This is a genomic window from Shewanella putrefaciens (genome assembly GCF_016406305.1).
Classification (GTDB): Bacteria; Pseudomonadota; Gammaproteobacteria; order Enterobacterales; family Shewanellaceae; genus Shewanella; species Shewanella putrefaciens_C.
Genome location: NZ_CP066369.1, coordinates 4512412 through 4527696 on the forward strand (window position 1 = coordinate 4512412; position 15285 = coordinate 4527696).

Genomic DNA, 15285 nt, shown 5'->3' on the forward strand with positions numbered 1-15285 from the left:
AAAACAGTTGCTGTAACAAGAGCCGCTTAGAACTCGTATTTCAGCGTCGCACTCGTGGTGCGGCCATTAATAGTACGGGCACGGATGATATTGTTATCAGGGATCGAGCCTTCTTCCGCCTCGGTAATACCCGTGACATCAAACAAGTTGTTGACGTTTAAAGACACACTCATAGCTTCGGTCAGATTGTACGTCGCAAAGGCATTCACTTGGTTGTAGCCATCGAAACTTAAGTCGTTATTATCTTGAGCATAAGCATCCGTAGTACCGATTAAGTTAACGCCCACCGAACCTTGGTCAAAGTTGTAACTGCCCATCAAAGAGTAAATAAACTCAGCCTGTCTTCTTGGAGTATTACCCACCACTTCTGGCGTCAATGCATCTTTAGCAATCTCGGCATCGGTCCAGGTCAGGTTGCCTCTAAAGTCGAAGTCACCGATAAAATAGGCCGACTCGATTTCGATACCTTTCGCTTTGTACTTACGGTCGAAGAAACGTTGACTGGTGGCTTCAAAGTTTTGCTCTTCGGTTTCTGAGTAGAACGCCGTCGCAAACACCGACAAATCATCATAACGGTACTTAACACCTAACTCGTACTGGTCAACGATATCAACCGCATCTTCCTTCGCCACCGAACCATCGGCACGCACTTTACCAAACAGCAGACGGTCGGCATTGGCGCGGCCACCGTGACTTAAGCGGCCAAAGGCGGCTAAGTCACTGGCAAATTGATAGTTAGCGCCTAATGAGTAAGACGTATAGCTCCAATCGTAATTCACTGGCTGAGGGTTCGCATTGTCGATAGAAGACACGCTCTGCTCAGGGATGGAAATCATTCCATCGAGATTCATATCCACCTGCGATTGCACGCTACCCGCGTAGTTACCGCTCGCATCACCACTGTCATAACGCACACTGGCATCGAGGGACAAGTCACCAAAACTCGAAGCTAACGCGAGGTAAGGCGCTTTAATGCTGTAGTCAGTATCGTAATTGCGTTGGCAACAATTTCCCCAATAAGGCACGCCATAAGCATAGAGGCCGTTGTCAGAATACGCAGTACCATCGGCGGCAACCACATCTAATAGCGCGGCATTATCGCCTTTTACTTCCATTAGATAAGAGTTCCACATCCAGGTCATGCTGATGTTTTGCACCGCATTGTAATAACCTAAGGTCACACTGGTATCGTCGAAGGTTTTAGTTAATTTCAAATCGTTTACGATTGAGCCAAAATCATTCATCTTCACATCGAAGGTATTGATACGCATAGCTAAACCGTCCATCGGATTGCCCGCATTTGGTCCATTGGCGTAAATCAACTTAGCGCCAGTGCCCGCAATACTGGTCGCGATATCGCTCCCGTTGGCCACTTCGGCGGGGAATGGCGCGATAAAGTTGCCGCTCACATCGGAGAAACGGAAACGGTTTTCGACCTGCCAATCGTTACCTAAATCGAAGGATGCCTCTAAGCCGACAGAATCGACCACAGGATTCATACCATCGCGCATATCGCCACGGCGACGTTCGCCATCGGCACCTAAGCTCAAGGTTGATTGGAAATAAGCGGATTGAATCGCATCGGATTTAGCATCAAAACCTGGGATTGAACTGCCATCCGAGTACATAGGCATAGGTAAGTAACCTATGCTTTTGTCGTCTAAATGTTTGAAATACAGACGAACATAACCCTGATCAAATTCTTTGGTTAAGTTAGCTTTGATCTGGCCGCCTTTGTTGGCGTTATAGCCTGCATCGCGAGGGCCTTCACCGGTGCGCACAAAACCACCCACATGGAAACGCAGGCTGTCGTTGATGCTAGTGCCATATTCAAAGTCGGTACGGAAAGTGTCGTAATCCAACCCTAAGGTGGTAGCAACACTGCCCGCATCCGAAGTACCGGTTTTACTGATCACGTTGATAATGCCGCCGGGTGCATTACTCGTTGCGGTCGATGCCGAGCCGCCACGGATAGATTCAATGGTTTGCACTGTTGAGTCTAAACGTAAAAAGATGTCTGCGTTACCGAAGGCAATATCGCCAAACTGCAGGATTGGCAGACCATCTTCTTGAATTTGCAGGAACTTAGCACCACCAGACGCCACAGGTAAACCACGAACAGCAATGTTAGCGTTACCTTCACCGCCAGTAGACTCAACCTTCATCCCCGGAATAATACGAAATGCCTCGGCCGATGAACGTGGCGAGCTCACTTCAAGCTCAGCCAATGACACGCTGCTAACAGACACACTCGAGTCCATCACCCGAGTGCCGCGGGCAACCCCAGTCACGGTAATTCGTTCTAAGCCTAAGGCGTCTTGTTTGGCTTCTTCCTGTTGTGGTGCTTCCTGTTGTGGTGCCTCGGCCGCCCAAAGGTGAGAACTCACCAACACGGCCAATGTACTTAATAGGAATTTCTGTGATGTGCTTTTTATCATTTTTATGTCCCCACCCATATTTGAGATGCAGTCCGCTCTCCCCATGACTGCCTCTACCGAATTGTTGTTAATCGAAAGCCATCTTAGTGATTGCTAAAGGACGCATTGAGCTTCATCCAAAATCAACTTAATCGATTAAGATAACAAATTAGCAACTTAACAACAAAAAGCAAGTGCGTTTTTTGCACAGTTTTGGTTCACAATCGGGGTGCATTAGGTCAAGAGATTGATTAATTAAAGAAATGTGACAGAAAAATATTTCCTGTCACAGCCCAAATTAGTGCGCTTCAACCGTTAACAAATGGCGGGCAGGATCTTTAACGAGATTAAATCCGCTGAGGAGGCATAACAAAATGGCAAAACCAGTGGCGAGGTAGAAGCCATATTTAACATGGCCGAAAATATCGCCCACGAACCCCATCAACAAGGGGCCAACGGCGGCGGACACGGCAGTAAAAAACAAAATCACCCCAGCCACAGAGCCATGCTGATCTACGGGAAAACAGCTAATCCCCTTAGAATTGAGCGTGGGATACATCATCGACATAAACAGCCCAGACAAGGGCAGCAAGACAACAGCCGCTTCAATGCCGTAGATCATAGACCCAAGATAACAAGCACTTATCGCGAAGCTAAACCAGAACATTACTTGCTGCCACGGGAAGCGTTCGAGCACCCAGCCACCTAAAAAACGCCCACCCGCACGCAGGGTAAAAAAGATCGTTAGGGCATAAGCGGCCAAGGTGGTGTAATCGCCTTGATAGCTTTGCAGCAAGGTCGGCATCCACACATAAATCGCCACTTCGGTGGCAACGTATAAACCTATCGCGAGTGAAAACCCTAATGCATAAGGGTTTTTCATCATCGTAAAAGTGCTGGCAAGGTTAATGGCATCCGTCGAGGAACGTTTGATTTGCGGATAATCAGCCCGATAAGCTAACCAACACAGCACTAAACAGAAGCAACCCGCGCCAAAATACAGATACTTCCAAGAGACGCCGCTGATCAGTAAATAACTAACGATGGCTGGCCCTATCATGGCACCGACACCAAAAAAGCCCTCCACCGTATTCATAGTGCTCGAATGCTGTTTTGAGGAGGTTGATATATCGCCGATAAGCCCAAGCGCGCCGGTTTTAAACACGCCAATCGCCAAACCCACAAGGGCGAGCAGGAGTAGGAAATAGTAAAACGATTCCCCCAGCGCGAACATAAAGCAGGCGAGCGCGAATAATAACAGCCCCAATAAAATGGTTAACTTACGCCCAATCTTATCCGCCAAGAAGCCTAAAAAAAGTCCACTAATAGCGATAAAAATCATCGGCATATAGTGAAAGGCACTGGCCTGCGACATGGACAAACCAAACTGGGATATTAACTCAGGAATAATGACGCCCACGGCATCTGAGGTCATAGCGAACATGAAAAACATTAAATATGTGAGTACCCGAATACGGGTATGATTGCGGTTATCGCAACCTTTTGAATCACTTACCATACCATTTCACCTTATCGTTATTATACCTACTCGCTCTCAGCTGCTCAGTGACGGCACGCTGAAAGGGTTTCGGCTTTTGTGTACAGCAGTGAGCTAGCCTCCCCCAAAACGTGAGACTAACTCAAAAATCCAACAAACCACTTGAATAATGTTTCATATTGGTTAAATATACAACTTAATCGATTAAGTTTAATTGTGCAATCAATTAAAGAATTGCCATAAACCTTTACTCTAAAAAGACAACTCAAGCGTGGGCAAAGTATGAAAAACCAAGTGCAACTGATCACCTATGTCGACAGGATTACCAATGCTGGGCTCAAGGAGCTCAAAGCGCTGCTCAATGACGAGTTGCAAGGACTATTCGGCGGCGTACATCTTTTGCCTTTCTATTTCCCCATTGACGGCAGTGATGCGGGCTTCGATCCAATAGACCATGTGCAAGTCGATTCACGCTTAGGCAATTGGGATGATGTTAAGGCGATAGGTGATGACTACGACATCATGGCCGACCTTATCGTTAATCATATGTCCGCCGAGTCACCCGAATTTAAAGACGTGCTCAAGCACGGCAAGCAATCGGCTTACTGGGATTTATTTTTAACCAAAGACAAGGTATTCCCTGAGGGATTAAGCGAACAAGATCAAGCCGCTATCTATCGTCCACGTCCGGGCAGTTGCTTCAGCACTTACACCTTGGCCGATGGCTCGACCGAAGAGTTTTGGACCACCTTTACCCGCAATCAAATCGATATCGACGTTCATTCTGCCGCGGGTAAAGATTATTTAAACCGAGTTCTGGCGCGTTTCGATCACAGTAAAGTAAATCTTATCCGCTTAGATGCGGCGGGCTATGCAATTAAAAAGCCCGGCACTAGCTGCTTTATGATCGAAGAATCCTTCGAGTTTGTGGATAAGTTAGCCAAGCAGGCCAATGAGTTAGGTATGACAACGCTGGCCGAAATCCATTCGCACCATATGACTCAAGTCGAAATCGCCAAGCGGGTCGACATGGTGTACGACTTCGCCCTGCCACCACTCATCCTGCACACGCTATTTAGCCAAGATTGCCAAGCCTTGATCCATTGGCTCGAAATGGCGCCGCGCAACTGCATTACCGTACTCGACACCCACGACGGCATCGGCATTATCGACGTCGGCCCTATGGATGGCTTGCGCGGATTATTGACCGAAAATCAAATCGATAACCTAGTCGAAACCATACATGGCAACAGTAAGGGCGAGAGTCTGCAAGCCACAGGCGCGGCCGCCAGCAACGTCGACTTGTATCAAATCAACTGCACCTATTACGATGCCCTCGGCCAGAATGACTTAGATTATTTGATGGCGCGGGCGATTCAGTTTTTCGCACCGGGCATTCCGCAGGTGTATTACGCGGGTCTGCTGGCAATCCCAAACGATATGGAACTGCTCAACAGAACCCATGTCGGACGCGATATTAATCGCCCTTATTTGAACCGTGAAAAAGTGCAGCAAGCAATGCAGAAACCTGTCGTTAAGGCACTGACTCAGCTGATTAAACTGCGTAATAGCAGCCCAGCGTTTAATGGCCGTTTTACTATGACGCTAAATGAAACAGAGGCGTTAACCTTATCTTGGACAGCGGCCGATTCGCAGGCAAGCCTCACCCTCGATTTTGCCAATAAAGACGGTAAAATCATCCTTTTAGATAAGCAAGGTAAAGAGACACAAATGACCTTGTTTAGCCTACTGGCTCAAGCATAAGTTTTAGTTCAGGCTTGAGTTTAGGCTCAAGCCAAATTTAAATAGCAAAAAGGCGCATTGAATGCGCCTTTTCTATTTAGAAATCTATCACTTGCTGACGTTTAGGGACTAGCAGCTCTTACCGAGGCGTAATTCATAGCCTAAGACCTGTGCATGCACGGCATCACTAACAAACATCTGCGCCGCCGTTCGGCCCTTCTGCTCAGAGTATTGATAGACGGTCGTTAACGGCGGATTTGAACGCGTGGCCTCATCTATACCATCAAAACCCACCACCCGCACGTCTTCGGGAACGCGCAGCCCCATGGCCTGCGCCTCACCGAGCACACTCAAGGCGATTAAGTCACTCATGCATAAAAACACATTCGGCCGCGGAGTCGAATTCAATGCTTCTTTTGCCGCTATCGCCGCATAGTCGGCATTGCTCTCGGGGATATTCCAAATGCGGTCCTGCCCCAGAACAACGCCCGCTTCTGCAATCGCTTGCAAGTACCCCTGCAATCTTTGATGGGCGACAGAGGTGTCGATTTCTAGCAAATTCAAATCATACACGCGGCACGTTAAGTGGGTATCAAGCAAACGTAGCCCCAAAACCGCCACATTGTCTGTGGGTGACTGCAATGCCAGTTTCGCCACTTCATAGGCCGCTAACTTATTGTCTATGCTCACAGATGCATTACGGTGGATATCAAAATCGACCGTGACGACCTTTTTCTTGACCTGCTTTAATTGCTCGGCTAACAGGGCATTACGCGGGCGACCATAACAGATAAAACCATCCACAAAATCGGCCACCGCATTCACACTGTCCGAACTGCCCGAAAACAGCAGCAAATTGAGTTTTTCTTGCTCCAAGACAGAGGCGACACCCTTCATAAATTTACTGGCGACGGGATCGGACACCATATATTCCACGCTGTCAGACAGCACCAAGGCGACGGTATCGAACTTGCCCTTGCGTAGGGATTGAGCCGCTTTATTTGGCCCGAAATAACCGAGCTTAGTGCAAGCCGCTAAAATTTCATTGCGACGTTTTTCCGACAATTGATCGGGGCGATTAAACGCGTTAGAAACCGTGGCATTAGAGACACCCAACTCGTTGGCTATGCTCTTTAGGGTCCAGTGTTTTGTTGTTGTCATGCTTATGTCCTGGAATCGAATAGGGCCACAAAAATACGGCTTGGCGCAAATAATACACGGCTTAAATTCGCCGCGCATTCCAATACTTAGACGCCCAATAACTATTGAGCAAGCTGGAAATTTTTACCCCTTGGCTAGTGGAAACATGGAGGAAATTATCGTCTCCCACATAAATGCCGACATGGTGCGTACTCCACCCCGTCTTGAAAAAGACCAAGTCGCCCTTGCGCAATTGATTGCGGGGCACGGGTTTACCTAGGGCCTGCTGCTCCTCAACCGTGCGCGGCAGCGTCATACCCAACATTTTTTGATAGGCGACCGATACAAAGGCCGAGCAATCAATGCCTTTTTTAGTGCCACCGCCCAAACGATAGGGCACGCCGCGCCACTCGGAATGCAGCTCGGCGATATTGCTATCGTTCCACACAGAGACGGGTTCAACTTGCTTTACCACAGGCTTAGGTTCTGGCGCGCTAGCACAAGCGCCAAGACCTAAGGCTAAGATAACTATTAATAATCGTTTCATCGCTTCAAACTCATTGCAGGCAGATTTCACAGTAACGTAATTTTGAGTTTTTATCAGGTAAATTCTGGGCGGCTCAGGGGCAAAACGCCTCAATACAGCGCACTCTAGCAGACTAATGTAACCCAAAGCTTAAAACTATAACGCCGTCCACAATAATCACACAGCCACCAGCACCATTCAAAACCATATCAATCAGTTGTGGAATGATTAAGTAGATTGAGCAATAGATGGCAATCACCCACTTGATAGAAAAACAAAAAATCCGCAGCTATTTGGCTGCGGATTTTTTGTTTTAGCGGTTGGCTAAAAAGCAACGAGTCGTTTGCGCCTATGCCGATTCTGCCGTCATATTCACTAAGCGAGGCGTACTCTTTGCCGCTCTCTTGGCTGATGCAGGAGTTTTAGGCTCTGGCAGACGTATGGTTAATGACATCACTAACGCCACCACCAGCAGCACTAAAATCACGTTGAAAGTTGCAATAAAGCCACCAAATAACGAGGCGACAATCGAGCCGATTATGCTGCCGATACCGAAACCTAAGTAGATAACCCCATAGTTTTTAGTCAGATTATTCAGGCCGAAGAAATCGCTCACCAGTGATGGATAAACAGTAATAGTGCCACCAAAGCTAAAGGCGACGCAGGCGACCGCGACGAAGAACAGGTTAGCATTCAAAGGGATGAACAGCAGTAACACCATACCGACTAGAGTGATAATCTGCGCCAGCGAAATAACACGAATGCGGGGAATTTTGTCCGACAGAATGCCCAGCACCAATCGCCCTGCGAGGTTTGCCATAGCGATTACCGCAACCGCATTGGCGGCGACTAGAACAGGTAAGTCGACCATCTTCTCGCCGATATCTTTCGCTACACCAATCACATACAAACCACTCATACAGGCCGACAGGAACATCAGCGCCAGCATCCAGTATTGCGGCTTACGCATGGCTTCTGCGAGGGTGAAGTCGCGGCTTTCGGCTTGCTGACTTGCGGCTGATTGTGCAGGCGCATCTTTCATCAACATACCGCCACATAACACCAGCGCCATGGCGATCAGGCCCCACAGTTGGAAAGTGGTTTCAAGGCCAGTGTTTTCGAGTAACAGCACGTTAATGTACTTAAACCCAAGGCTACCTAAGCCATAAGCGCCAATCGCTAACGCCGAAATCAGCCCTTTGCGTTCGGGGAACCACTTCACGCAGTTAGACAAGGTCATCAAGTAGCCCGTGCCATCGGCAAAGCCCACTAAAATCCCGGCGCACAGGTAAAGCATCATCAAGTTACTGGCTTGGGCAGTGAGTAAAAATCCCGCGCCGAGTAACAGGCCTGCGCCTAAGGTGACATTACGTACGCCAAAGCGCTCCTGTAATTTGCCCGCCATGGAAGATGCCACGGCCAAAGACAAACTCAGCAAACCAAATACAAATGCCACTTGGCTGACGGGTTCGTCGAGTTTAGCGGCCAACTGCGCATTGAACAGGCTCCAAGTGTAGACTGAGCCGAGTGCGAACTGGGTGATAATAGTACCAACTAAGGTCAAGTACCGAGTACGGTTCATCTCTTTAGTCATGATGCATCTCGCTTTAGGGGATCTGGAATTGAGCCCACTATAAGAGAGATGCCATTCGCGCCGATCAATTAAGGCATGAAATGCAGATCTGCAGGAATGAATGACAATTACAGCCTCATCAGCTGTCGAAAAGCCTTAATATTACTACGGCTAACGGGCACCTCGAACGACAAATCATGCAAGCGGATAAGGTAAGTGCTATTAAACCAAGGCACAATTTCGCGGATCTTGTCGATATTGACGCAATAGGAACGGTGGCAGCGGAAAAAGCCTTCGGCGGGCAAGCGACTCACAAACTCGCTGATGGTCATCTGCATCACATAACGGTCGGTGCGGGTGTACACATAGGTGAGTTTTTCATCGGCCTCGGCATAATAAATTTGCTCGCAGGGCGTGACGATAATCCGCTCACCCTTGACTAAATTCACGGTTCGACTGGCGTTAGTCGCGGCCTCTTGTTGCAGCTTGGGCGCCTGCCGTCCTGCCAGTTCAATCTTCTGTAATAGACTGATAATCCGCGATTCATTATAGGGCTTGAGAATATAATCGAAGGCTTCGAGCTCAAACGCTTCTACTGCAAATTCTTTATAGGCAGTAACAAACACCACATGGGGAGGATGGGTCGATTTATGCAGATTCTTCGCCAGCAATAGGCCATCAATGGACGGGATTTGGATATCCAAAAACACGACATCCACCTCGTGATCCTGCAGATATTTAAAGGCCTCCAAGCCATCCTCAAAGCTGGCCACTATGTCTATCTCACTGTGGCTCTTCACTAAATACTCTAGCTCCTCACGGGCGAGATATTCATCTTCAACTATGATGGCTTTTAACATACTTGCGCCTCATTTTCCGGTAAGTAAAAACTGACTTCAGTCCCCGGCTCGAGCCGTTTAAGCTGCAGCCCTTCGCCGTACAATAACTTCACCCTTTGGTGCACATTCATCAGCCCGATACTGCTGCTTTCTATACGACCAGCGGCTACGCCATCTATCACCTCTTGGCTGATGCCATAACCCGTATCGCGCACGGCAACACGAATGCCTGCATCGAGTTTTTTCACTTCTATCGTCACTCTGCCCGGCGCACTGCGCGGCTGAATGCCGTGCAAAATGGCGTTTTCCACCAGCGGCTGCAACAGGAGACAAGGCACGCAAAAATGCACATCGTCGATATCGAACACGACTTCAAGCTTATCGCCAAAGCGCGCCTGCTCAATGGCCACATAATCGCGGACTTGTTTGACTTCTTCTTGAATATCAATCAGCTCATCGCCCTTAGCTAAGTTATAGCGCAGATAATCGGCCAGATTAGCAATCAACTCCCGCGCCTGCTGTGGCCGGATGCGGATCAAAGAAGAAATCGCATTGAGGGCATTAAACAGAAAATGCGGATTAATCTTGCTCTGCAGCGCAGTGAATTCGGCCTTGCGGGTCATCTCTTGCAGTTGCTCGATACGCGACACTTCCATCTGGGTCGAAATCAGCTGCGACAAACCCACGGCCATCTCCCGCAGCGAGCTGGTGATGCGATAGTTATTGCGAAAATAAATCTTCAGCGTGCCGCTTACCGTGCCGTTTTCACGCAGCGGAATTATGATGACCGAATGAAAATCCGATAAATGATATTGGCGTAAGTCGTTGTTAATAATGTTTTGATCTTGCTCTATCGCCCTTTGAGTCATCTCACTTATCGCTTGATGACCATCGACCTCGTAGTAATCTTTGCCAACGCCCATATAGGCTAATACATCGCGAGTGTCGGTAATCGCCACGGCATCGGCGTTGATTTCATTACGGATCACTGAGCACACTTGCTCTAGGGCGTGGCGGTCAATTTTGCGGAAAAAGGGTAAGGTTTTATTGGCAATATCCAGCGCGAGCTTGGCCTGCTTGGCGGCAATCAACTCTTTCTCATCGTCGAGGTCCTGCACTAGCTTGATGATTAGCCCGATACACACAGTGCCCGCAATCATGGGATAGGCAATGTGATTCACAATATCGACGCCCACCTCGTGTGGCTCTGTCAGCAATAAAATCAACAACATGGTCAGTGTTTCGCACAACATGCCCGCCACAATGCCATAAATCCACAACTTAGATTTGGGGCATTTGTAATAAATCCACGTCGCCATAAGGCCGGCAATAATGCTGGCGATTAAACATGGAATTGAGGTATCGCCATCCATATCAATCAGATATCTATGCAGCCCCGACAGCACGCCCGCAGGAATACCAACCCAAGGGCCAAATAGAATCCCGCCAGAAATAATGGCGATAATCCGCACGTTGACCAGCGCGCCTTCGACCTCAATACCGGTATAAGTACTAAATACCGCAAATAGGCAAAAAATCGCCGCCACAGAGACCAGCTCTGCGGGGGTATGATTACGCTTTTGAAATAAACGCTGAAACGGCCGAGTGCGGGTTAAAAAGAACAAGGTCATCAGCATCAAGGCCGCCCGTTCAAATACCGCCAATAACATCATTTGATTTTCGAGCACGCTTTCCCCTTTGCAGATCCGACGTAAGACATAAACGATAAAAATCACCGAGCCCCAAACTGGTCAAACACTCGTATTTAGGCTCGAGTAAAACATCAAACGCTAATGCCCACATAAATACAGGCTTGCTAAAGTAAAGGACAGATAAAAGTCCCATTCACGCGGGCTCAGTCACATATTCACCTTTGGATTGGATTAACAAAGTCTACCCAAGGGCAAGTCAAACCGCACTGTTGCTGTGGCCATGCCCTGCACCAATTTGCAAAATCCACCGGAATACCCGAAGCTAAAACCTTCGACGCGAATGCAAGAGGATCTAAACCCTTTTTGCATCCCAGACTAACATTCTGAGTGTCCACGCAAAGGAATAAGGAGCGAACATGAGTGAACAACAAGCACAGTTTTATGGTGGTCCAAAGGAATGCCCTATTGAAAATGGCCGCATTCAGGTCGGGCGCCTTGCCCCTAAAATCAGTGATGTCGGCGGTATTCCTGTGGCGCGGGCAATTCCACAAAAAGCGCGTCGTCTTATCGGCCCTTGGTGTTTCCTCGACCATATTGGCCCAGTCACCGACGGCCCCTTGATGAATGTCGGCCCACATCCGCACATTGGGCTACAAACCTTTACCTGGATGCTCGAAGGCGAAATCATGCACAGGGACAGCCTAGGCAGTGCCCAAGTTATCCGCCCAAAACAAGTTAACTTGATGACGGCCGGACACGGTATCGCCCACACCGAAGAGTCCGTCGAAAGTCATCCGACTATGCACGCGGCGCAGCTATGGATTGCACTGCCGCTTGAGCATAAAGACACAGCGCCGAGATTCGATCACTATCCCACACTCCCGACATGGCACGATGCGGGCGTCGACTTCACCCTACTGATTGGCAGTTGGCAACATAAGCAAGCGCCCACTTTGCACTTTTCACCCATAGTTGCCATGGATTTATTTGCCGCCAAAGACACTGAGCTAACCCTACACCTCAACCCTAGCTTCGAATATGGGCTTATGCCGCTGGAGGGAAGATTCAAAATCGAGGACGAAAACTTCGAAAATAACGATCTCGCTTATCTGGGTATGTTGCGTGAAACCGTGACGGTAAAACTCACAGCCGCTTGTCGCATACTGCTGATTGGCGGCGCGCCACTGGCCGATCCTGTCAGTATTTGGTGGAACTTTGTCGGCCATAGCAAAGCAGAAATTGCCCAAGCCCAAGCCGATTGGGAAACCGAAGATAAGCGCTTTGATACTGTCCCCGGTTATGTTGGTAAACGATTAGTGCCGCCACCAATCCCTTGGTGATAAATTTTACGGATTTTTTACGCGCTATCTAACTATGTCCTTGTTAGAGTAACGCTAATTTCGGCAAGGCTATCTTTACCCCATGACATTTGCAAAGACAGTTTCCATGACCCAATACTGGCGCTCGCAGCCCACTTTGTTCACTGGCACAGTATTGGCGGCAGCCATTTTCAGCAGTTTTTTCATTGATCACTTTTTAGGCTCAACGATTGCCGTACTGCTGATTTTACAACTGGCCGTGGTACTCATAGCGTTGCAATGTAATGCTAACTTTGCCTATTTTTCCGCCGTGTACGAGGCCGCCAGTTACAACTTTTTATTCACTACGCCACGCTATTCACTACAGATGTTCAATCTTGAGGATATTCTGAACTTAGTCGTGTTTCTTATCGTGGCCCTCACCACCAGCAAATTGGCCGAACACTATCGCCGTCAGCAAGATGAGCTTAAACAGGCAAATTTAAGAAACAGCATTTTGCTCTCGGTCTCCCATGATTTACGCACACCGCTCGCCACCATTATTGGCACCCTGACCACCCTGAAAGAATACATGCCCAAGCTCAGTGAATCGCAAAAAGATGAGCTGATTGACAGTGCAGCCGCCGAAAGCCACCGCCTACACCAGTATATTGAAAACCTATTGCAGGCCACTAAGTTACAGCACGGCGCCTTGAAATTCAGTTTGAATGAAAACTCCATCACCCATGTTTTACATCAGGCAATTGCTCGCTTCCCCACCACTCAACCACGGATTGTCGTCGAGAGCCAACCTAATCTCCCCACGGTGATGATAAGCAGTTCATTGATTGAACAGGCTATTTTTAATGTGCTGGACAATGCACTGCGTTACTCACCCCAAGATAAAAAAGTCACAGTTAACGCGTATCGACACGAAAAAATGCTGCGGCTGGATATCCAAGATCAAGGTTGTGGCATAGCAGCCGCAGATAGGGAAGCCGTTTTCGATCTCTTTTATCGCCAACATCCCTCCACGGATGGCGGAGCTGGCCTAGGGCTCGCCGTCGCGAAAGGCATCATTACCGCCCATGGTGGCCAGATCAGTGCCGAACCTGTGGCAAAGGGTAGCCTTATCCGCATTGCTCTACCGATTAACAGGGGCGAGAAATAAATGCCATACAAAATCTTGGTCGTGGATGATGAGGCCCAAATCCATACTTTTATGCGGATCTCCCTAGAAGCGGAAGGATTTGAATATATTGGTGCATTATCAATTGCAGCGGCGTTAACGCAATATAAAGCACAGCTGCCACACTTACTCGTACTCGACCTTGGCCTCCCCGATGGCGATGGCATTGAGCTACTGCAAACCCTGCGTCCGCAGGACAAAATCCCCGTATTAGTCTTGACCGCCCGCGATCAAGAGGAAGAAAAAATCCGCCTGTTGGAAGCTGGCGCCAATGACTATCTCAGTAAGCCCTTTGGGATCAGAGAATTAATTGCCCGCATTAAGGTACTGCTTCGCGATCTCGTGGACGAGCCCACGGCAACGGATTTACTCCACTTCGGCCCACTTAAACTGCAAAAAAGTACCCACCAGCTATGGCTAGAACAGCAAGAAATTGCCCTAACCAAAAAAGAATTCGCCTTGATGGAAACCTTAATGTCCCACCCGGGCAAATTAGTCACACAAACCGAATTACTGCGCAATATCTGGGGTGAAACCCATCAGGAAGATAGCCATTATCTGCGGATTTTAGTGAGCCAATTACGTAAAAAACTCAATGATAGCAACGAGCAGCAACTGATTAAAACAGAGGCTGGTTTAGGCTACCGCTTAACGGACATACGTCACGACTAAGCATTTTTATCACCACCAACACACACAAAGGATATGGATATGGCGCATTTTACGGTCATTGGTTTAGGGCGATTTGGCGTTGCCGCCAGCCTTGAATTGATCCACCTAGGCCACACAGTAACAGGTGTCGATAGCGACCCCAAAATGGTTGAAAAGTACGTTGAAAGCCTAACCGAGGCCGTGATTTGCGACTGCTCAGACGAAACCGCACTGCGGGAGCTTGACCTAGCGAACAGTGAAGCCGTTCTGGTCGCCATTGGCGAAGATATGCAGTCGAGTTTGCTGTGCACCTTGGCGCTTAAAAATCTCGGCGTGCAGACCATTTGGGTCAAGGCCAGCACTAAGGCACACCATACTATCGTCTCTAAACTCGGCGTCGCCCGCATCATTCATCCGGAAGAAGAGATGGGTATTCGCGTCGCCCAGTCGCTTAACTATCCCATGGTAAATAACTTTCTCGCCATTGGTGATGGACTCTATATTGTTGAAATTCATATTAAACCCCACCTAGATCAAACCTCGGTATCCCAACTACTGGGTTCGGTGCAGGATGGTGCGCAAGATGACTTAACCAATATAAAACGCAACCCTAAGGGCAAAGTCGCCGCCGTGATGGTTAAACGTGATTTGGCAGTATTTAGCCGAATCGATGGCAGCTTTGTGCTACAGACTAATGATGCTTTGCTACTTTGTGGCAGCCGCAGCGAGCTTAAATATCTCGCCCCAAGGTTGGTGTAA

General features: G+C 48.5%; 12 protein-coding genes. 5 read left to right on the forward strand and 7 right to left on the reverse strand.

Features of this window, described 5'->3' with window-relative positions; translation table 11 throughout:
- Positions 1–26: 26 nt before the first annotated feature.
- Complete coding sequence (locus JFT56_RS19560) at positions 27–2438, reverse strand: TonB-dependent siderophore receptor (protein WP_198781640.1); 2412 nt, start codon at positions 2436–2438, stop codon at positions 27–29.
- A 277-nt stretch (positions 2439–2715) separates the two neighbouring features.
- Positions 2716–3936, reverse strand: a complete 1221-nt coding sequence (locus JFT56_RS19565; protein WP_198781642.1) for an MFS transporter — start codon at positions 3934–3936, stop codon at positions 2716–2718.
- Positions 3937–4197: 261 nt separating this feature from the next.
- Here JFT56_RS19565 and gtfA point away from each other — a divergent pair, with 261 nt between their 5' ends.
- On the forward strand, positions 4198–5679 hold the full coding sequence (gtfA, locus tag JFT56_RS19570) for a sucrose phosphorylase (protein WP_198781644.1): 1482 nt from the start codon (positions 4198–4200) through the stop codon (positions 5677–5679).
- A 108-nt stretch (positions 5680–5787) separates the two neighbouring features.
- Here the strand turns inward: gtfA and JFT56_RS19575 are convergent, their stop codons facing one another.
- From JFT56_RS19575 to JFT56_RS19595, 5 genes are all read right to left on the reverse strand, one after another.
- Positions 5788–6819, reverse strand: coding sequence for a LacI family DNA-binding transcriptional regulator (locus JFT56_RS19575; RefSeq protein WP_198781646.1), 1032 nt, complete (start codon positions 6817–6819; stop codon positions 5788–5790).
- 61 nt (positions 6820–6880) lie between these two features.
- Positions 6881–7345 (reverse strand): NlpC/P60 family protein, encoded by a 465-nt coding sequence (locus JFT56_RS19580; RefSeq protein WP_198781648.1) that lies wholly within the window; start codon positions 7343–7345, stop codon positions 6881–6883.
- A gap of 328 nt (positions 7346–7673) precedes the next feature.
- Entirely contained in the window at positions 7674–8918 is a 1245-nt protein-coding gene (locus JFT56_RS19585) for an MFS transporter (protein ID WP_198781650.1), read from the reverse strand.
- Between the two features lie 107 nt (positions 8919–9025).
- On the reverse strand, positions 9026–9757 hold the full coding sequence (locus JFT56_RS19590) for a LytR/AlgR family response regulator transcription factor (protein ID WP_198781652.1): 732 nt from the start codon (positions 9755–9757) through the stop codon (positions 9026–9028).
- The gene (locus JFT56_RS19595) at positions 9751–11424 is read right to left on the reverse strand and encodes a sensor histidine kinase (RefSeq protein WP_269819996.1); all 1674 of its coding nucleotides are present in this window, start codon (positions 11422–11424) and stop codon (positions 9751–9753) included. Before JFT56_RS19595 ends, JFT56_RS19590 begins: the two co-directional genes overlap by 7 nt.
- 380 nt (positions 11425–11804) lie before the next feature.
- Here JFT56_RS19595 and JFT56_RS19600 point away from each other — a divergent pair, with 380 nt between their 5' ends.
- The 4 genes from JFT56_RS19600 to JFT56_RS19615 all read left to right on the forward strand — a co-directional run bounded on the left by JFT56_RS19600 (position 11805) and on the right by JFT56_RS19615 (position 15285).
- Positions 11805–12728, forward strand: coding sequence for a pirin family protein (locus JFT56_RS19600; protein ID WP_198781653.1), 924 nt, complete (start codon positions 11805–11807; stop codon positions 12726–12728).
- Between the two features lie 106 nt (positions 12729–12834).
- Positions 12835–13857: a sensor histidine kinase gene (locus tag JFT56_RS19605; RefSeq protein WP_420136007.1), complete on the forward strand. Its 1023-nt coding sequence runs from the start codon at positions 12835–12837 to the stop codon at positions 13855–13857.
- Positions 13858–14547 (forward strand): response regulator transcription factor, encoded by a 690-nt coding sequence (locus tag JFT56_RS19610; protein ID WP_198781657.1) that lies wholly within the window; start codon positions 13858–13860, stop codon positions 14545–14547. It abuts the gene before it with no gap.
- Positions 14548–14586: 39 nt separating this feature from the next.
- Positions 14587–15285 carry a potassium channel family protein gene (locus tag JFT56_RS19615; protein WP_198781658.1) on the forward strand — a complete coding sequence of 233 codons (699 nt, stop codon included), beginning with the start codon at positions 14587–14589 and terminating at the stop codon, positions 15283–15285.